Annotated in this window: 20 protein-coding genes and 1 pseudogene; 2 read left to right on the top strand and 19 right to left on the bottom strand. The window is 61.7% G+C overall.

Annotated features, from left to right (window positions below; translation table 11 throughout):
* Positions 1-3: 3 nt before the first annotated feature.
* The 15 genes and pseudogenes from PI93_RS25060 to PI93_RS07805 form a co-directional block, all read right to left on the bottom strand.
* Positions 4-136, bottom strand: a pseudogene (locus tag PI93_RS25060) (signal peptidase I); the annotation flags it as partial.
* 18 nt (positions 137-154) lie between these two features.
* Positions 155-1,960, bottom strand: a complete 1,806-nt coding sequence (gene lepA / locus PI93_RS07870) for a translation elongation factor 4 (protein ID WP_039375619.1) — start codon at positions 1,958-1,960, stop codon at positions 155-157.
* Positions 1,961-2,147: 187 nt separating this feature from the next.
* A complete protein-coding gene (locus tag PI93_RS07865; RefSeq protein ID WP_039375618.1) occupies positions 2,148-2,393 on the bottom strand; it encodes a glutaredoxin family protein in 246 nt (81 codons plus the stop codon).
* A 12-nt stretch (positions 2,394-2,405) separates the two neighbouring features.
* Positions 2,406-3,890 (bottom strand): DegQ family serine endoprotease, encoded by a 1,485-nt coding sequence (locus PI93_RS07860; protein WP_052241130.1) that lies wholly within the window; start codon positions 3,888-3,890, stop codon positions 2,406-2,408.
* 130 nt (positions 3,891-4,020) lie between these two features.
* Positions 4,021-5,079: a MucB/RseB C-terminal domain-containing protein gene (locus PI93_RS07855; protein ID WP_039375616.1), complete on the bottom strand. Its 1,059-nt coding sequence runs from the start codon at positions 5,077-5,079 to the stop codon at positions 4,021-4,023.
* A complete protein-coding gene (locus tag PI93_RS07850) occupies positions 5,080-5,781 on the bottom strand; it encodes a sigma-E factor negative regulatory protein (protein WP_039375614.1) in 702 nt (233 codons plus the stop codon).
* 38 nt (positions 5,782-5,819) lie between these two features.
* Complete coding sequence (rpoE, locus tag PI93_RS07845) at positions 5,820-6,419, bottom strand: RNA polymerase sigma factor RpoE (protein WP_010805230.1); 600 nt, start codon at positions 6,417-6,419, stop codon at positions 5,820-5,822.
* A 168-nt stretch (positions 6,420-6,587) separates the two neighbouring features.
* A complete protein-coding gene (gene fabF, locus PI93_RS07840) occupies positions 6,588-7,826 on the bottom strand; it encodes a beta-ketoacyl-ACP synthase II (protein ID WP_039375632.1) in 1,239 nt (412 codons plus the stop codon).
* Positions 7,827-7,970: 144 nt separating this feature from the next.
* Positions 7,971-8,219: an acyl carrier protein gene (gene acpP / locus PI93_RS07835; protein ID WP_039375613.1), complete on the bottom strand. Its 249-nt coding sequence runs from the start codon at positions 8,217-8,219 to the stop codon at positions 7,971-7,973.
* Between the two features lie 136 nt (positions 8,220-8,355).
* Complete coding sequence (gene fabG, locus PI93_RS07830) at positions 8,356-9,105, bottom strand: 3-oxoacyl-ACP reductase FabG (RefSeq protein WP_039375611.1); 750 nt, start codon at positions 9,103-9,105, stop codon at positions 8,356-8,358.
* A 24-nt stretch (positions 9,106-9,129) separates the two neighbouring features.
* Positions 9,130-10,059, bottom strand: a complete 930-nt coding sequence (gene fabD / locus PI93_RS07825; RefSeq protein WP_039375609.1) for an ACP S-malonyltransferase — start codon at positions 10,057-10,059, stop codon at positions 9,130-9,132.
* A 140-nt stretch (positions 10,060-10,199) separates the two neighbouring features.
* Positions 10,200-11,189 carry a beta-ketoacyl-ACP synthase III gene (locus tag PI93_RS07820; protein ID WP_039375607.1) on the bottom strand — a complete coding sequence of 330 codons (990 nt, stop codon included), beginning with the start codon at positions 11,187-11,189 and terminating at the stop codon, positions 10,200-10,202.
* 38 nt (positions 11,190-11,227) lie between these two features.
* Entirely contained in the window at positions 11,228-12,280 is a 1,053-nt protein-coding gene (gene plsX / locus PI93_RS07815; RefSeq protein ID WP_052241129.1) for a phosphate acyltransferase PlsX, read from the bottom strand.
* A gap of 118 nt (positions 12,281-12,398) precedes the next feature.
* Complete coding sequence (gene rpmF, locus PI93_RS07810; protein WP_039375606.1) at positions 12,399-12,578, bottom strand: 50S ribosomal protein L32; 180 nt, start codon at positions 12,576-12,578, stop codon at positions 12,399-12,401.
* A gap of 128 nt (positions 12,579-12,706) precedes the next feature.
* Positions 12,707-13,309: a DUF177 domain-containing protein gene (locus PI93_RS07805; protein WP_039375604.1), complete on the bottom strand. Its 603-nt coding sequence runs from the start codon at positions 13,307-13,309 to the stop codon at positions 12,707-12,709.
* A gap of 177 nt (positions 13,310-13,486) precedes the next feature.
* Between PI93_RS07805 and PI93_RS07800 the strand changes: the two genes are divergently transcribed.
* Positions 13,487-14,107 carry a Maf family nucleotide pyrophosphatase gene (locus PI93_RS07800; RefSeq protein WP_039375602.1) on the top strand — a complete coding sequence of 207 codons (621 nt, stop codon included), beginning with the start codon at positions 13,487-13,489 and terminating at the stop codon, positions 14,105-14,107.
* Positions 14,104-14,820, top strand: a complete 717-nt coding sequence (locus PI93_RS07795) for an SAM-dependent methyltransferase (protein WP_039375601.1) — start codon at positions 14,104-14,106, stop codon at positions 14,818-14,820. The genes PI93_RS07800 and PI93_RS07795 overlap by 4 nt, the downstream gene beginning before the upstream one ends.
* 83 nt (positions 14,821-14,903) lie before the next feature.
* On the opposite strand, the gene PI93_RS07790 is transcribed toward PI93_RS07795, so the two are convergent.
* The 4 genes from PI93_RS07790 to PI93_RS07775 form a co-directional block, all read right to left on the bottom strand.
* Positions 14,904-15,956, bottom strand: coding sequence for a S49 family peptidase (locus PI93_RS07790; RefSeq protein ID WP_039375599.1), 1,053 nt, complete (start codon positions 15,954-15,956; stop codon positions 14,904-14,906).
* 89 nt (positions 15,957-16,045) lie between these two features.
* Positions 16,046-16,462 (bottom strand): Rieske (2Fe-2S) protein, encoded by a 417-nt coding sequence (locus PI93_RS07785; RefSeq protein WP_039375598.1) that lies wholly within the window; start codon positions 16,460-16,462, stop codon positions 16,046-16,048.
* Positions 16,459-17,121 (bottom strand): HAD family hydrolase, encoded by a 663-nt coding sequence (locus tag PI93_RS07780; protein WP_039375596.1) that lies wholly within the window; start codon positions 17,119-17,121, stop codon positions 16,459-16,461. The genes PI93_RS07785 and PI93_RS07780 overlap by 4 nt, the downstream gene beginning before the upstream one ends.
* Complete coding sequence (locus PI93_RS07775) at positions 17,108-18,109, bottom strand: RluA family pseudouridine synthase (protein WP_039375594.1); 1,002 nt, start codon at positions 18,107-18,109, stop codon at positions 17,108-17,110. The genes PI93_RS07780 and PI93_RS07775 overlap by 14 nt, the downstream gene beginning before the upstream one ends.
* Positions 18,110-18,196 lie beyond the last annotated feature (87 nt).

Here is an 18,196-nt window from a genome sequence, read left to right as displayed (position 1 = left end):
AGAGCTGTTGCTGATCGAATTGCGCCACGGCGTCCTGTGCTGCCCGGCGGCGCGCCGGTTGAAACACCAACTTGTCGGCCACCCAGGCCACCCCGGTCACCAGCACCAGGATCAAAAGAATCAGGGCGAAATTCATGCGGGACCTGTCGCTACGTTATTTGTCTTCGACTTGCAAAATAGCAAGGAACGCTTCCTGAGGAATCTCAACGCTCCCCACCTGCTTCATGCGCTTCTTACCTTCCTTCTGTTTCTCGAGCAGTTTCTTCTTACGCGTGATGTCGCCACCATAGCACTTCGCCAACACGTTCTTGCGCAATGCCTTGATGTTTTCACGGGCAATGATATTCGCGCCGATGGCGGCCTGAATCGCCACATCGTACATCTGACGCGGAATGATTTCGCGCATCTTCGCCGCCACCTGATTGCCGCGACGACGGCTCTCCGAACGGTGCACGATGATCGACAGGGCATCCACCTTGTCACCGTTGATCAGCATGTCGACCTTCACCACATCCGATGTGCGGTATTCCTTGAACTCGTAGTCCATCGACGCGTAGCCGCGCGACACCGACTTCAGTCGATCGAAGAAATCGAGCACGATTTCGGCCATCGGAATTTCGTAAATCAGACGGACCTGACGGCCGTGGTACTGCATGTCGATCTGCACACCGCGCTTTTGCTGACACAGCGTAACCACGGCGCCCACATATTCCTGCGGCATATACAGGTTGACCGTGACAATGGGCTCGCGAATTTCTTCGATGCGGCCCGGGTCCGGCATCTTCGACGGGTTTTCCACCGTCGTCAGCGTGCCATCGCGCTCGATCACCTCATAGATCACGGTCGGTGCCGTGGTAATGAGGTCCATGTCGAACTCGCGCTCCAGACGCTCCTGCACGATCTCCATGTGCAGCAGGCCGAGGAACCCGCAACGGAAACCGAAGCCGAGTGCCTGAGAGACTTCCGGCTCATATTGCAGCGAAGCGTCGTTGAGCTTGAGCTTTTCGAGCGATTCGCGCAGTGCATCGTACTGGTTCGCCTCGACCGGATAGAGGCCGGCGAACACCTGCGGCTTCACTTCCTTGAAACCCGGCAGCGGTTCCGGTGCTGGCTTGGTCGTGGTGGTGACGGCGTGCGTCACGGTGTCACCGACCTTGGCTGCGTGCAATTCCTTGATACCCGAGATGATGAAGCCCACCTGACCCGCCGACAGCGAATCGCGCTGTTGCGAGCGCGGCGTGAACACGCCGACCTGCTCGACCGGATAGGTGGCGCCAGTGGCCATCAACTGAATCTTTTCCTTGGGCTTGAGCGTGCCGTTGACCACGCGCACCAGCATCACCACGCCCACGTAGTTGTCGAACCACGAGTCGATGATCAGTGCCTGCAGCGGGGCGCTCGCATCACCCTTGGGCGGCGGCACCTTGGCGATGAGAGATTCGAGTACCTCTTCCACACCGAAGCCCGTCTTGGCCGAGCAGCGCACGGCGTCGACTGCCTCGATGCCGATGACGTCCTCGATTTCCTGAATGGCGTTTTCCGGCTCGGCGGACGGCAGGTCGATCTTGTTGAGCACGGGCACGACTTCCACGCCCAGCTCAATGGCCGTGTAGCAATTCGCGACGGTCTGCGCTTCCACGCCCTGCGACGCGTCGACCACGAGCAACGCGCCTTCGCATGCGGACAGCGAGCGGCTCACTTCATACGAGAAGTCGACGTGTCCCGGCGTATCGATAAGGTTCAGGTTGTAGATCTTGCCGTCGCGTGCCTTGTATTGCAGCGCGGCAGTCTGAGCCTTGATGGTAATGCCACGTTCACGCTCAAGGTCCATCGAGTCGAGGACTCGGGATTCCATTTCACGATCGGACAAACCGCCGCTCAACTGGATGATGCGATCGGCCAGGGTGGATTTCCCGTGGTCGATGTGGGCGATGATCGAAAAATTGCGAATATGGTCCATGAGGCGGGGCTATAGAAAAGTCGGTGCCATCGGATTCGGCTCGGCAGCGGCTTTCGAGAGAATCGGCAAACACGACATTTTAGCCGAAAGTGCACCGATTCCGGCTGGAATCGCGCGGATCACGGCGCTACATCGGGAATGGCGGGAGGGTTCTGAGGTCGTTCGAGGAATGTGGTGTGGCGTAACGTCAATCCGATTGCAATGCGGCAGCGACCGCCGCTGCGTCGAAACGATACCTGCACAGCTCGCGCCCGCCCAGTGCAAGCACCGGCACGATCTCGTCGTATTGCGCCTCGAGCGCCGGGTCGCTGTCGACATCGACGACCGTCACCGAGAAATTCCACGCCGGACGCATCGCCTCCAGCGCCGCCAGCATGTCATCGCAAAGATGACACCACTTGCGGCCGTAGAGGGTCAGCGCCGGCGCGGTCATACTGCCGCGATCTTACTTGCCGGATGCGCGCGGGCGCAGCGGCACGAACTGCGTGGCGTCGCCGCGACGCACGAGAATCGGCACAAGACGCTTCGGATCCAGCGCCTTGACTACCTCCTCGAATTGCTTCGTGCTGACGATGTCGGCATCGCCCACTCGCAGGATGATGTCGCCCTGCTGCAGCCCCGCCCGGCCCGCCGGGCCTTCCGCCAACTCGACCTGCACGCCACCACGCAACTTCATGTCCTTCTTCTGCGCTTCGGTCAGATCGGAAACCACCAGACCCAGTGCGTTCGGATGCGGCGTATCGGCACTGCCGCTCTGCGCCTTCGATGCCTTCGGCGCATCCGTATCCGCTTCAGCGATCGTGATGCGCAGATCCTGGTTCTTGCCCTTGCGCAGCACTTGCAACGTTGCAGTCGAACCCGGCTTCGTCTCGCCGACCATGCGCGGCAGATCCGTGGCGTGATCGACGGCGCGGCCTTCGAACTTCATGATGATGTCGCCCGGCTGCACGCCGGCTTTCTCGGCCGGGCTGCCCGGCTCGATACTGCGCACGAGCGCGCCCTGGGCACGCGGCAAACCCAACGAATCGGCCACGTCCTTGCTGACCTCGCTGATCGCCACGCCGATCCGGCCTCGCACTACCTTGCCGCTCTTCTTGAGCTGGTCGGCCACGCGCATGACTTCGTCGATCGGAATCGCAAACGAAATGCCCATGAAGCCGCCGGTCTGGCTGTAGATCATCGAATTGATGCCCACCACCTCGCCGCGCATGTTGATGAGCGGACCGCCCGAATTCCCAGGGTTCACGGCCACGTCGGTCTGGATGAAGGGCAGATAATCGCCGGTATCGCGGCCCTTGGCCGACACGATACCCGCCGTCACCGTATTCTCCAGGCCGAACGGCGAACCGATAGCCACCACCCACTCGCCGACACGCAGCTTGTTGGAGTCGCCCACCGGCACGGTCGGCAGATCCTTGGCGTCGACCTTGACCACCGCGACGTCGGTACGCTTGTCCGCGCCGACCAGCTTCGCCTTGAACTCGCGCTTGTCGGTGAGGGTGACGTAAATACTGTCGGCGCCGTCGACAACGTGCGCGTTGGTCAGGATGTAACCATCGGCCGACACGATGAAGCCCGAACCGACACCGCTGTTCTGTTCTTCATCCGGCTGAGGCTGGCCGCGTCGCGGCGTGCCACCCTTCGGTCCCGGCTGCGGCATCGGAACGCCGAAGAACCGGCGGAACAGCTCCGCCATATCGTCGTCCATACCGGGTGGCAGGCCACGCTGATTGCGGCTGACGCGTTCGGTCGTCCGAATATTCACGACAGCCGGGCCGACACGGTCGACGAGCTGAGTGAAATCGGGAAGATTGGTCACGAGCGGTGCGGTCGACGCCGAGGCCGGAGCGGCAAAGGCGGCAGGCGCTCCCGCCAATTGAGCGGCAATGGCGCCGCCGAGGATGACACGAAGCAGGAGAGTCTTCTTCATTGGAAGATCGTGGTGCGCGATAGTCTCGGAATCCTTGAGGACAGTCCGGCACCCGACACGGCATCGCGTCTCATATGCGCCTCGCTGCCCGGGCCACGCCGTTGCCGGTCATGACCCACCCGACAGCCGGTCACTTCGCCGGCTGTTTGTACTCGATGCTGGAGGCGAACTGCTGCAAGGTGGCCTGCGGCACTTCGCCGAGCAAGGTCAACCAGTAATCGCCGTAGCGCTTGATGAGGATGTTCGTCGCACCGGCGTTGCCATGGCCTTCCTTGCGTTCACGCGTGGCCGGCTCGATAAACACCGAAAGTCCCGCCATGCCGTCGGAATATACCACCTGCTGCACTTCCAGCGGTTTCCCGTCGGCCGTTGAACGCATCGTTCGACGCACCTCACGCACCGCCTTGAATCCCGGCACCTTCTTGTCGACGTCGATACTCCAGCCGGCGTCGGACAGTTTCGTCGCTGTAATCTGCGGCTTGATGACGTGCCAGCCATGCGTGGCCTGAATCGCATGCGCGATGCGCGCCTTCTCGCTCGGCACGCCAATCGATATTTGCGAGAATGCCGCCTGCTCCAGCAAGTGACCTTCCGCGTCGAGTGTCTGCGCACGTAGCAGCAAGCCCGTGTTGCGATCGGCCCACAACCGGTAGCCGAAACGGTAGTCGTCCTTCGGCGTGAGTTCGATCACCATGCAATCGAAGCCTGCCATGCGTTCGTTGGGCAGCACCTTCGGCGCATAGAAATCAAGGACGTCGCGATTGGGCGTCGCGAGCAACGCAGGGAAAGAATCCTTGCTCTCGCGCTTTTCCTGGAAGACGGTCTTTTGCTCGGGAATGAGCGTGTAGACATCTTCGTTCTGACGAAGAATGCGGCGCTGACGTCCGTCCAGCGTCTCCAGCTCTTCGTACTCGTTACCCTTGTCGGCGAAGTGACTGATCTTCGACGAACGCATGGTCGAACCACGCTGGTAAACGAAGGTGCCAATGTAGTTTTGCGTCTGCGCCGCACGATGGATCTTGTTGAGCCACGCACTGACTTCGCGCCGCTCGATCAGAGGATCGACCGTCGGTGCGGAAGCCTGCGCCCACGCTTGCGTTTGCAGCGTGGTCGCCAGCAGGAAAGCGAACAGGAAGAAAGTGCGCCCCATGGGCGCACGCGGCAAGGATTCGATACTCAGGCGCTGCATTTATTCGTCCGCTTGCGCCGAGGCTCGCATATAAGGGGAGACGCTCTGGCCGATCGGGGTCGGGGCGTATTGCTGATGTGCTGCCAGATACTGGTCGAGACGCGCGTCGCGCAGCACGATCAGATCGTTCGGGACACCTGCGCTCGCGCCGTTGGCTGCCACAGCGGCCTGGGGCTGCTGCGAAAGCGCTACGCGAGTGAGACTGGAACCACCGGCAGTTGTCGCCAGCGCAGCGCTCTGCGCAAGCACCTGCGTTTGCGCGCCACCTGCCGGATGATCCTGCAGACGCGGCACCACGACCCACGACAGTGCGGCTACCGCAGCGGCAGCAGCGGCCGTCGGCAACACACGGCGCACACGCAGGAACGGGTTGATGCGAGTCACTCGCGAGCCCGCCGTCTTGGCACCCTGTGCGGTGCTTGCCTGGGCGTCGGCCAGTGCGGCCGGCGCGAGCAGATGCGGCTCGGCGTCGAGACGCGCGGCGAAGGAAGCCATAAAGGCCGACTCCGAACGCGGCAGCGTCAGTTCATCGGAACGCAGTGCGTCGCCGATCAGATGGTAGTCGTCCCACAAAGGCCGGCCCGAGGTGTCCGCCTCGTCCAGCAGGGCGGCCAGTTCGTCCGGATCGAATTCCCCGTCCATCAACGCGGAAATCCGCTCGGCTTGCAGCCCCCGCTGCGTTTGCACCGTCGCTGATCCCATGATATCCCCCAACGAAAATAACTTTCCCGGCGGCGCGCTCACCAGCGCTTACCGTCAGGCGTGTCCAGCAGCGGCCTGAGCCGGCTGGCAATCGCTTCACGCGCCCGGAAAATTCGCGAACGGACCGTTCCGATCGGGCACCCCATGGCTTCGGCGATCTCTTCGTAGCTCAAACCCTCGATTTCCCGCAGGGTAATTGCCGTTCGAAGTTCATCGGGCAAAGCCTCCATCGCTGTGTTGACCGTTTGAGCAATCTGCTTGCTCATCAGCATCGACTCAGGCGTGTTGATATCCCTTAGTTGATCGGCCTCGGCAAAAGTTTCCGCTTCTTCAGCGTTCGCTTCAGTCGAAGTCGGTGCACGGCGCCCCTGCGTTGCCAGGTGATTCTTCGCCGTGTTGACAGCAATACGATACAGCCAGGTATAGAACGCCGACTCACCGCGGAACTGCGGCAAAGCACGGTAGGCCTTGATAAAGGCCTCCTGCGTCACATCCTCGACCTCGGCGGCGTCGCGTACGAGCCGCGATACGAGGCGGATGATCTTGCGGTGATATTTCGCGACCAACAGCTCGAAGGCGGCTTTGTCGCCTTTTTGCACGCGCTCGACGAGCGCTTGGTCGATTTCTCGTTCACTCACCTGATTTGGATCCGTATTTTCTCTGGCTGCCAGGCCCTGATCGAGCCCGATTGCACCACGGCAGCACTTGCTGCCATGGCTTGGAAGTGTCTTTGACGCCGCACGCCCGGGCACACTCACCGGAGCGTGGGTCAGCGGGACGGGACGCCTGCGCGGCGTCCCGCGAACTTAGACGCGCTGGAAGACCAGCGTGCCGTTAGTCCCGCCGAATCCGAAAGAGTTCTTCAATGCGACATCAATTTTCATGTCGCGAGCCACGTTTGCGCAGTAATCCAGGTCGCAAGCGGGATCCTGATTGAAGATATTAATCGTCGGCGGCGATTTTTGGTGATGAACGGCCAGCACGGTGAACACCGATTCCAGGCCGCCCGCGCCACCCAGCAGGTGGCCGGTCATCGACTTGGTCGAATTCACCACGACCTTCTTTGCGTCATCGCCCATCAGGCGTTTGACAGCAATGGTCTCGGCGATATCGCCCAGCGGGGTCGACGTGCCATGCGCATTCACGTAGTTCACGGCATCGGCATTGAGACCGGCATCGCGAAGCGCGTTCGTCATGGCGCGCAGTGCGCCATCGCCGTCCTCGCAGGGCGCCGTCATGTGGTTGGCATCGGCACTCATGCCAAAACCGGTCAGCTCGGCGTAGATCTTCGCGCCGCGCGCCTTGGCGTGCTCATACTCTTCGACCATCATCACGCCAGCGCCTTCGCCCAGCACGAAACCGTCTCGATCGCGGTCCCACGGACGGCTGGCCGTCGCCGGATCGTCGTTTCGCTCCGAGAGCGCCTTCATGGCCGCAAAACCGCCAATACCCAGCGGCGACACCGTCGATTCGGCGCCGCCGGCGAGCACCGCGTCGGCGTCGCCATACTGAATCATGCGCGCCGCCTGGCCAATACAGTGCAGCCCCGTCGTGCAAGCCGTGACGATCGCCAGATTCGGCCCCTTCAGACCGTACTTGATCGACAGATGGCCGGAGATCATGTTGATGATCGAACCCGGCACGAAGAACGGGGAGATCTTGCGCGGACCACCCTCGATAAGCGCCTTATCGGTATCTTCGATCATCGGCAAACCGCCGATCCCCGACCCGACCAGCACACCAACGCGCTCCGCGTTCTGCTCAGTGATCTGCAGACCACTGTCCTCGAACGCCTGGATACCGGCAGCCATTCCGTAATGGATAAACGTATCCATACGGCGGGCTTCCTTGACGGAAATGTACTTCTCGGTATCGAAGTTTTTCACTTCACCGGCGAAGTGCACCCGATGGTTGCTCGCATCGAACTTCGTGATGTTGGCGATGCCCGAACGACCTGCGACCAGATTTCCCCAACCCTCGGCAACAGTGTTGCCGACCGGCGAGATCAGGCCCAGACCGGTAATGACGACGCGACGACGACTCACGATACTCCCCTTCTTCTGCTGGGTCATACAAAACAAAAGCCACAGAGGCAACAGGGTCCGCCCCTGTGCTCCCTGCGGCTGACAGGCGTACCTGGCACCGGGAACCGGGTCGGCACCCCGGCCAGCCAGGCGATTCGCCGGCCCTTAGGCCTTATCCTGATCCGAATGGGCCCGAACGTAATCGATGGCCTGTTGCACCGTGGTGATCTTTTCAGCGTCTTCGTCCGGGATTTCCGTGCCGAATTCTTCTTCCAATGCCATCACCAGCTCAACCGTGTCGAGCGAGTCAGCGCCGAGATCGTTCACAAAGCTGGATTCGTTCTTGACGTCGGCTTCGTTCACGCCAAGTTGTTCCGCGACGATCTTCTTGACGCGTTGCTCAAAGTTATCCATTCAAACCCTCCGGGGTAGTTAGTTCAGACAAGTGCGCGCATTTTAACAGGTTTGCCAAGCAAAGTTAGCCTGCGCCAAATAATGTTCAATATCGCTCAAAACCGTGCAAATCCAACACAATTTCCACGATCACCCCTTAATTCATGAACATGCCGCCATTCACGTGAAGCGTCGTGCCGGTGATGTAGCCCGCCTGCGGAGACGCAAGGAATGCCACCGCATTGGCGATGTCTTCCGGTGCGCCGAGACGGCCCAGCGGAATCCGCGCCTTGAGCGCTTCGTGCTGGGCTTCGCCCAGCGCCTTGGTCATGTCGGTGTCGATGAAACCCGGCGCAACACAGTTCACGGTGATGTTTCGGCTGCCGATCTCGGCGGCCAACGAACGGGACATGCCGGAAACGCCCGCCTTCGCGGCCGCGTAGTTGGCCTGGCCCGGGTTACCGGCCGAGCCGACAACCGAGGTCACGTTGATGATCCGGCCGCTACGCGCCTTCATCATCGGCTTGATGACCGCGCGCGACAGACGGAAGATCGCCTTGAGGTTCGTGTCGATCACGTCGTCCCACTCGTCGTCCTTCATCCGCATGGCGAGGTTATCGCGCGTGATGCCGGCGTTATTGACGAGGATGTCGAGCTTGCCGTACTGCTTGAGAATGTCGTCGAGCGCAGCGGCAACGCCTTCGGCGTCGGTCACGTTCAGGACGATGCCCTTACCGGTCACCCCCTCCGCCGCGAAGTAATCGCTGATGCCTTGCGCGCCGGCGTCGCTGGTGGCCGTGCCCACGACCGTCGCGCCCTGGCGAGCGAGTTCGAGGGCGATGGCACGACCGATACCGCGCGAGGCGCCGGTCACCAGCGCCACATGATTGTCGAGTTGCTTGCTCATGAGAGAAATACCCTTGCCTATTGCTTACGAGAGTTGGGCGCGCACGTCGGCGAGCGACGCCGGATCGGTGATCGCCAGCCCCGTGAGATTGCCGTCGATGCGCTTGGTCAGGCCGGTCAGCACCTTGCCCGGACCGCACTCGACCACCTGCGTCACACCTTGCGAGGCAAGCCACTTCACCGACTCGACCCAACGCACCGGCGCTGCAGCCTGACGCACCAACGCGTCCTTGATGCGAGCCACGTCGGTTTCGACAGCCACATCGACGTTATTGACGAGCGGGATTTGCGGCGCGTTGAACGTCACATCCGCCAGATACTCGCGCAGACGATCTGACGCCGGCTTGAGCAGCGACGAATGGAACGGCGCCGACACCGGCAGCACGAGCGCGCGCTTCGCACCGGCCGCCTTGGCCAGTTCGCAGGCCTTCTCCACACCGGCCTTCGCGCCCGCGATCACAACTTGCGCCGGGGCATTGAAGTTGACGGCCTCGACCACGCCGGCCGCCGATGCTTCTGCGCACACATTGCGCACGGTATCGTCGTCCAGCCCAAGAATGGCCGCCATGCCACCCTGCCCGACGGGCACGGCTTCCTGCATGGCTTGCGCGCGAAAACGCACGAGCGGCACGGCATCCTTGAATGCGATCACGCCGGCGGCGACCAGCGCCGTGTATTCACCGAGGCTGTGCCCCGCCACAAACGCAGGCTTGGCACCGCCTTCAGCCAGCCACGCGCGGTACATCGCGTAGGCAGCGGTGAGCATCACCGGCTGGGTATTGGTGGTGAGGTTGAGTTCTTCGGCGGGGCCAGCGGCGATCAGCTTGGCCATATCCTGCCCGAGGGCATCCGAAGCTTCGGCAAGGGTCTCGCGCACGACGGCGTTGTCCGCGAAAACGTCGAGCATGCCCACCGATTGGGATCCTTGTCCCGGAAAAACGAAAGCGAATGTCATAGCGCCTGGTTTTGCAGTCAGATTCAGAAACATTGCGGCGCACTGTCGCGCCCCCCGCATGACGCGCTCAGGAGCGTTGCCACGCGCAGCGCCCCAAACGAGCCCCATCATGACGCGTGACGCTCCGGCCGCCGGGGCGCTTACATGCGGAACAGCACGGCGCCCCACGTAAAGCCGCCACCCACGCCTTCGATCATGACGTTCTGGCCCGGCTTGATACGGCCGTCGCGAACCGCGACGTCGAGTGCGAGCGGAATCGAAGCGGCAGAGGTATTGCCATGCTGGTCGACGGTCACAACCATCTTCTCTTCCGAAAGCCCCAGCTTGCGGGCCGTGCTCGACATGATGCGCAGATTGGCCTGATGCGGAATCAGCCAGTCGATCGCCGACTGCTCCAATCCGGCCTTCTCAAGGGCCTCGTGGGCCACTTTTTCCAACACTTTGACAGCCAGCTTGAACACCGCCTGACCATCCATATAGAGGAACGCTTCGCCCTGCACCGCGCCGCCGCTGACATTGCCCGGCACGCACAGGATGTTCGAGTGGCTGCCATCCGCATGCAATGCGGTCGACAGAATGCCCGGCTCGTTCGATGCTTGCAGCACGACCGCGCCCGCGCCGTCGCCAAACAGCACGCACGTTGTGCGGTCGTTGAAATCGAGAATGCGCGAGAACGTTTCGGCACCGATCACGAGCACGTTGCGATACGCGCCGGAGCGGATGAAGTTGTCGGCCGTCGCCATGGCGTAGGCGAAACCGGAGCAAACCGCCTGAATGTCGAAGGCTGCGCAGCCGTTCTTGATGCCGAGCTTGTGCTGCACGAGGCAGGCGGTGCTCGGAAACACGAAATCGGGCGTCGACGTGGCGACCAGAATCAGGTCGAGCTGATCGGCGCTCAGGCCCGCCATGTCGAGCGCGCGCTTCGCGGCTTCGACCGCCATGTCGCTGCTCGTCTGATCAGGGGCGGCGAAATGGCGCGCCTTGATACCGGTACGCGCAACGATCCACTCGTCGCTCGTCTCGATGCCGCGGGTAGCAAGCTCGTCGGCCAACTGCTGATTGGTCACGCGTCGCGCCGGCAGGTAGCTGCCGGTACCAATGACACGGGAATAAATCGCGGACTGGGTCATCTTATGGTCGGTTAGGGCGCCAAGAGCAGCCGCCGGCATCAAAGCGCTGGAATGGCGCTGACCGGCTTGTTGTCCCTGAGCTGAGTCTGATTCTCTTCCATGGCGTGCGACAGACGGTCCAGCACACCATTGCGAACTGCATCATAGCCGCGTTTGATGGCCCATTCAAACGAGTAGGCATCGGCCGAGCCATGGCTCTTGATCACGAGCGCACGCAGTCCGAGCAACGCAGCGCCGTTGTAACGGCGATGATCGACGCGGTTCTTGAAGCGGGTGAGAATCGGCAGGGCAATGACGGCGATCACTTTCGTCCACCACGTGCGGTAGAACTCTTCGCGGATCATGTCGCCAAGCATTTGCGCCAGGCCTTCGGAGGTCTTGAGTGCGACGTTGCCGACGAATCCGTCGCACACGACGATGTCGGTCGTGCCGCGGTAGATGTCGTTGCCTTCCACGTTGCCGTAGAAGTTCAGCGTGGAGCCGCGCAGCAGCTCGGCCGCCTGCTTGATGACGTCGTTGCCTTTGATGACTTCTTCGCCAATATTGAGCAGGCCGATCGACGGACGATCCTTACCGTCCACCGCTGCAACGAGGGCATGGCCCATTTCGGCAAATTGCAGAAGGTGCGTTGGCTCGCAGTCCACATTCGCGCCCAGATCGAGCATCGTGGTGTAGCCGCCCTTCTCGTTCGGCAGCACCGTCGCAATGGCGGGCCGCTCGATACCCGGCAGCGTCTTGAGCACATAGCGCGAGACGGCCATCAGGGCACCGGTATTTCCGGCGGAAACGCACGCCTGAGCGCGCGCTTCCTTGACCAGATTGAGCGCCACGCGCATCGAGGAATCTTTCTTCCTGCGCAGGGCGGTCTCGACGGAGTCGTCCATGGCAACGACTTCGCTGGCATTGACTACGGACAGGCGTGGGTGATCCGTCACACGCAGCTTCGCGAGCTGCGCGTTGATGATCTCCTGCTGTCCGACCAGCACAAGTTCGACATCGTCGGTGGATTGCACGAAGTGAACCGCGGCCGGCACCGTCACCGATGGGCCGTGGTCCCCGCCCATACAATCGATCGTCAGGGTGACTGTCATGTCGACGTGATTGGCTTGCGGTACAGGTAACAAAAAAAGCGGCAGGATAAGTGCCGCTTTTGCCACATCGGACGATCAAACAGCGCCATGATGGGCGCGTGTCGCCTGGGAGGCCGAGTTAGTCGTTCTTGGTCTTGATGACCTTGCGACCACGGTAGAAACCGTTCGGCGAGATGTGGTGACGCAGATGCGTTTCACCCGACGTCTGCTCGACGGCGGTCGCCGGTGCGGTCAGGAAATCGTGCGAACGGTGCATGCCGCGCTTCGACGGCGACTTCTTGTTCTGTTGAACGGCCATGATAACTCCTCAAAATATCGCGAAATTTTAACACAGTTCGAGCGCCGCCCTACGGTGTCGGCCTGTCGGCCCGACCTGTGCGACTAACGCAAACATGTACTTTGGTGAGCCGGAAACCCGGCCGCACATTACTTTCCGTCCTTGTCCGGCGAGCGCTTGAGCGCTGCCAGCGCCGCGAACGGAGACGGCTTATCCTCTTCTTCAGGCTCCGGGACCGGCTCAGCCAATCCATCCTCACCCGTGGCCAGACTCTCGTGCACACTCGGACACACCTCGTGTTTCGGCACGATCGGCAAAGCCAGCAACAATTCTTCTTCGATCAGCTCGCACAAATCGAAATGTTTGGAGCCCACCAGCGCCTCGAGTTCGTCTTCATCGAGGGGGCGATCTTCCGCCGCAGCTTCGTCGCGCACGATCTCGAAAGTCGTTTCCGAATCGAGCGGCTCCTGGTACGGCGTGAGGCAGCGCTGGCACTCAAGCCACATCGGGCCCTGCACCGAGAGCGTCAGGAACTGGGCCACGGTGGGCTTGCCATCCGCACGCAGCACCTGCTTTTCCGCCCCTTCGGCGCGCCAGTGGAAGACCCCCTCTGCACGCCCCGACGCCGAGACTTCGGCAGGCACTTCGGTTACCATGCGCGGCAACGCCGCAAGTTGCACGCCACCTTCCGCCACCCGGCCGGTACGCGCGAATTCGAACAGATCGACGATATATTCGTTCATCACGCTCATCCTTGCCTTGGCGCATCTGACTGCTTTTCAACGTCCCTTGCCACCCGCAGCGCCTTGATCTGACGCCATTTTCGGGCGTTCGAACCTGTATCGCGCAGACTGGCGGGACCGAGCGCCAGATTGCAAAAGCCGTGAATTCTAAATAGTTTTTCGTTTCTCGTCAAACACTTAAACCCGATGACCGCACAACCCCTGCCACCGCTGATCCTGGCATCCGGATCGCGCTATCGCCGCGAGCTGCTCGAGCGCCTGCGCTTGCCGTTCTCGGTCGACGTACCGGACATCGACGAAACCCCAACCCCCGGCGAAACACCGCATGACACCTCGCTGCGGCTGGCGCGCGAGAAGGCCCAAGCCGTTGCCGCCCGCCAACCGGGCGCCGTCATTATCGGCTCCGACCAGGTAGCGACCTTTGAAGGCCGCCAGATCGGCAAGCCCGGCAATTTCGAGAACGCCATGACGCAGTTACGCGACATGCGCGGCAAGGTTGTCGAATTCCACTCGGCGCTGTGCGTCTACGACGCCCGTGACGGCCAGAGCCAAGCCAGAGACGTGGTAACGCGAGTGAAGTTCCGCCATCTGCCCGACGAGGTGCTCGCCGCCTACCTTCATGCCGAGACGCCTTACGATTGCGCCGGGAGCGCCAAGTCCGAAGGGCTGGGCATCATGCTGCTCGAAACCATCGAAAACGACGATCCCACCGCGCTCATCGGCCTGCCGTTGATCGCGCTGACGACCATGCTGATGCACGCCGGCATTGCCCTGCCCGGCCCCGGCGCGACGGGAGTGACGGCATGAGCGGCACGCTGTATCTGATCCCGAATACGCTGGGCGCCAACACCCGCGGCGGTCTGCCTGCCGTGCTGCCCGAAGACGTCCGCGCGGTCACCGCCGGCCTGACCTATTTCGTCGGCGAGCAGGCCAAGAGCACGCGAGCCTTTCTGAAACTGGCCGGCGTGCGGACGCCGATTCAGGAAATCGACATCCGCGAGTTGAACGTCAACACGCCGGAGGCGGCCATCGACGCCCTCCTCGCCCCGATTCTCGCGGGCGCAGATGGCGGGCTCGTGTCCGAAGCGGGTTGCCCTGCCGTCGCGGACCCCGGCGCGCTGCTGGTGCGGCGCGCCCACGAGAAAGGGGTGCGGGTCGTGCCATTCGTCGGCCCGAGTTCGATTCTTCTGGCGTTGATGGCCAGTGGCCTGAACGGGCAGAGCTTCGCGTTCCATGGCTATTTGCCGACGGATGCGACAGAGCGCTCCAAACGGTTACGGGAGTTGGAACAGCGCTCGCGCAAGGAAAAACAGACGCAGATCTTCATCGAGACGCCTTATCGCAACAAGGCCATGCTCGATGCGCTATTGCAGAGTTGCGACGCCTCCACCCTGCTTTGCGTCGCCGTCGACGTCACCCAGGAAGCCGAGCAAATCGTCACGCATCGGGTCAAGGGATGGCCTCAGACGAGTGTCGAGCTACACAAACGGCCCGCGATTTTTCTGTTTTTGGGCCAATAACGCCAAAAACGTCGCGCGAAAATCACAAACCCCACGGAAATCTGACTTTCCGTGGGGCTTTGTCTTTTCGAACGCCGCCTGATTTACTTCAACGACAACCCCGAGCCCATCATCATCGTCTTCATGGCAGCGGCACCGACGGCCGCACCGAAGCGCCGTGCCACGCGCTCGGGCAAGTTCTCCTTGACGGTGTAGTCGACCAGATCGGGCGCCTTGAGCACGTCGCGAGCGACTGAATCGACGGTCCCGAGGCCATCCGCCAGCCCGAGTTCGACTGAGCGCTGCCCCGTCCAGAACAAGCCGCTGAACAGGTCCGGATCGTCCTTCAGGCGATCGCCACGTCCCTTTTTCACGGCGCCAATGAACTGCTGATGCACCTGCTCGAGCATGTCGAGTGCGTAGGTCTTCTGCTGATCGGTCTGCGGCGAGAACGGGTCGAGGATGCCCTTGTTCCGGCCAGCCGTCAGCAATCGCCGCTCGATCCCGAGCTTATCCATCAGACCGGTAAAACCGAACCCGTCCATCAGCACGCCAATGGAGCCGACAACGCTCGCTTTGTCGACGTAAATCTTGTCGGCCGCTGCCGCCACGTAATAGCCACCGGAGGCGCAAATCTCCTCGACCACAACGTAAAGCGGCTTCTTCGGGTATTTCGCCCGCAACCGCGCGATATCGTCGTAAATCATGCCGGCTTGCACCGGGCTGCCGCCCGGGCTGTTGATACGCAAGATCACGCCGGCAGCCGACGAGTCTTCGAAAGCCGATTCCAGCGCCGCGTTGATCTTCTGGGCACTTGCCTGTCCGTCAGACGAAATCTCGCCGTTCAGTGTCACGAGCGCCGTGTGCTTGCCAGAGCTTGAGCCCGTCGACGTTGTGCTGCCATCGAAATCGAAGACCGACCAGACAACAAACGCGAAGATCGCCAGCAACAGCAGACGGAAGAAAATCTTCCACCGACGTGCGGCGCGTTGCTCGCGAATGCCGGCCATCAATACCTTTTCCAGCATCTCGCGCTCCCACAGCTTCACCTCGTGGGGATCACGCCCTGCGGCACCGCCCCCAGACGGCGGACGCCCCCCCGGCGGTGGGAAACCGGGTTCGGTGCGAGGCGAATCGGGCGGCAGGGAATCAGCCATACGTTATCCAGAGAACTTGGGTAAAAGGCGAAAGACACGAATGCGGCGAACGGGTCAAAAGAAGCGCTCGATATCGGGATGCGGCATCGTCAGTGCCCCGAAGGCTCGGGGGCTTCGATGTACGCGTCGGGCCACCAGACAACGGTCGTGTGGCCCCCGCCATCCGCATCCTGCGTGGCGGCGGGTTGCTCTTCGACACGTACCGGCTGCAAGGCACCGCCACGACACGGACCACCGACGCAGTGACCGGTATCGGGCTCGTATGTCGCGCCATGCGTCGCGCACATCAAGTATAAGCCGGACGCCTCGAAGAACTGGCCCTCGGACCAGTCCAGCTCCATCGGCACATGCGCACACTGGTTGAGATAGCCATAAACCTGCCCGTCATAGCGAACGACGAACGCGGGCGTGCGACGACCGCCGACGAGCACTTCAAAACGAACGCCTCGACCACCATCCTCGAGCGCCGAGCCCGGACAGATCGGCAGCGGCACAGCGTCGCTCACACGCGCTCCAGCAGCCAGTCGCGCAGCTCGAGCACGCTCCCTGCGCAGTACGCCGGTTCCAGCGCCATCAATTGCTCGCGCGGATGTGCGCCACCATAGGCGACGGCCACGCCGGCCGTGCCGGCACTGCGCGCCATCTGCAAATCGTGTGTGGTGTCGCCGATCATGACCGTGCGGCCCAGATCCTGACCGAGTTCGCGCGTCAGTTCCTGAAGCATGGCGGGATGGGGCTTCGAAAATGTCTCATCGGCGCAACGGGTCGCGTCGAACATCCGCATCAGGCCCGCGGCTTCGAGCGCCCGGTTCAGGCCCACGCGCGACTTGCCCGTCGCCACGGCAAGGAAACGCCCCCGCGAACGCAATTCGTCGAGCAGCTCGCGAATGCCGGGGAACAACACGGTTTCCTTGTCACCGATCAAATAGTGAAAGCGATAGCGCTCGGACAAGCGCGGATAGTGCGCAGGGTCGAGCGACGGCACAGCCATTTGCAGGGCGTCGCGCAGACCGAGGCCGATTACATGACTGGCCACCTCATCGGATGGCACCGGCAGGCCCAGGTCGCGGCAGGCCGCCTGGATGCAACGGGTAATAGTGGGCGTCGAGTCCATCAACGTCCCGTCCCAGTCGAAAACGACCAAGTCGAACTCAGGGCTTGGCATCGGCGGAAGCGCCTCGAAGTTGATTCAGGAATTGCTCACATTCTGGCGGTAACGCCGCTTGCAACGCAATCGGCGTATCCAACACAGGGTGGGTGAACTTCAGTCGCCAAGCATGCAGGAACATCCGTTTGATTCCAGGCCGTGTGCCAGGACGGGCGAGCGTCTTGTTCAGCGTGAAGTCACCGTACTTGTCGTCGCCCACAATCGGCGTACCGCAATGCGCCAGGTGAACGCGGATCTGATGGGTTCGTCCCGTTTTCAGTTCCGCTTCGAGCAACGTATAAGGCGGCAGCGATTCCATCATGCGAAATATGGTGTGCGAGGCTTGTCCGTCCTCTTGCACCCGCACACGCCGTTCGCCCTCCGACGTCACGTACTTATACAGCGGCGCCTTGACCGCACGCTGACGGTCGTGCCATTCCCCCGTGACGCAGGCCAGATAGCGTTTGTCCATCCGGTTGTGGCGAATCTGCTCATGCATGCCGACGAGCGCGGCCCGCTTTTTGGCGAGCAGCAGGATACCGGACGTCTCACGGTCAAGACGGTGGACCAGTTCGAGAAACTTCAAATGCGGCAAAGCCCGGCGCAACTGTTCGATCACACCGAATGACACGCCGCTGCCCCCATGCACGGCAACGCCGGCGGGCTTGTCGATCGCCATCAGGTAATCGTCTTCGAACAGAACCGGGAAGGTCGCGGCAGGCACGTGGGCCGGCGCCTCGGAGGGAGTGGCCACGCGAACGGGGGGAATTCTGACGATATCGCCAAGAACCAGTCGATAGGAAGCGTCTATACGCCCTTTATTTACACGCACTTCGCCACTACGCAATATGCGATAGACGTGGCTTTTCGGGACGCCTTTGCATTCGCGCAGGAGGAAATTATCGATTCGCTGGCCGGCTGAGCCGTCGTCAACCTCGACGAGACGAACCTGCGGTGTGGATGCCGGCGAAACCATTTTCTGCCGACTTTTGCCTAACTCATTCATTATGAATATAATTTGCCCAACAGAGATGGCGGTAGCGGGAATCATGCCAAATCCCCACCTCTGTCGGTGCATACCCCAAAACGGTAT

The organism is Pandoraea fibrosis (genome assembly GCF_000807775.2).
Classification (GTDB): domain Bacteria; phylum Pseudomonadota; class Gammaproteobacteria; order Burkholderiales; family Burkholderiaceae; genus Pandoraea; species Pandoraea fibrosis.
This window is presented reverse-complemented; position numbering and strand designations above follow the sequence as displayed.

Bases quoted from the DNA above. Each gene is read 5' to 3' on its own strand.
- acpP (WP_039375613.1), bottom strand. From the start codon at position 8,219: ATGGATAACTTTGAGCAACGCGTCAAGAAGATCGTCGCGGAACAACTT.
- lepA (WP_039375619.1), bottom strand. From the start codon at position 1,960: ATGGACCATATTCGCAATTTTTCGATCATCGCCCACATCGACCACGGG.
- PI93_RS07780 (WP_039375596.1), bottom strand. From the start codon at position 17,121: ATGCCAAGCCCTGAGTTCGACTTGGTCGTTTTCGACTGGGACGGGACG.
- PI93_RS07800 (WP_039375602.1), top strand. From the start codon at position 13,487: ATGACCGCACAACCCCTGCCACCGCTGATCCTGGCATCCGGATCGCGC.
- fabG (WP_039375611.1), bottom strand. From the start codon at position 9,105: ATGAGCAAGCAACTCGACAATCATGTGGCGCTGGTGACCGGCGCCTCG.
- PI93_RS07790 (WP_039375599.1), bottom strand. From the start codon at position 15,956: ATGGCTGATTCCCTGCCGCCCGATTCGCCTCGCACCGAACCCGGTTTC.
- PI93_RS07865 (WP_039375618.1), bottom strand. From the start codon at position 2,393: ATGACCGCGCCGGCGCTGACCCTCTACGGCCGCAAGTGGTGTCATCTT.
- fabD (WP_039375609.1), bottom strand. From the start codon at position 10,059: ATGACATTCGCTTTCGTTTTTCCGGGACAAGGATCCCAATCGGTGGGC.
- PI93_RS07855 (WP_039375616.1), bottom strand. From the start codon at position 5,079: ATGCAGCGCCTGAGTATCGAATCCTTGCCGCGTGCGCCCATGGGGCGC.
- PI93_RS07820 (WP_039375607.1), bottom strand. From the start codon at position 11,189: ATGACCCAGTCCGCGATTTATTCCCGTGTCATTGGTACCGGCAGCTAC.
- PI93_RS07775 (WP_039375594.1), bottom strand. From the start codon at position 18,109: ATGAATGAGTTAGGCAAAAGTCGGCAGAAAATGGTTTCGCCGGCATCC.
- rpmF (WP_039375606.1), bottom strand. From the start codon at position 12,578: ATGGCCGTTCAACAGAACAAGAAGTCGCCGTCGAAGCGCGGCATGCAC.
- PI93_RS07860 (WP_052241130.1), bottom strand. From the start codon at position 3,890: ATGAAGAAGACTCTCCTGCTTCGTGTCATCCTCGGCGGCGCCATTGCC.
- PI93_RS07795 (WP_039375601.1), top strand. From the start codon at position 14,104: ATGAGCGGCACGCTGTATCTGATCCCGAATACGCTGGGCGCCAACACC.
- PI93_RS07850 (WP_039375614.1), bottom strand. From the start codon at position 5,781: ATGGGATCAGCGACGGTGCAAACGCAGCGGGGGCTGCAAGCCGAGCGG.
- PI93_RS07805 (WP_039375604.1), bottom strand. From the start codon at position 13,309: ATGAGCGTGATGAACGAATATATCGTCGATCTGTTCGAATTCGCGCGT.
- plsX (WP_052241129.1), bottom strand. From the start codon at position 12,280: ATGACAGTCACCCTGACGATCGATTGTATGGGCGGGGACCACGGCCCA.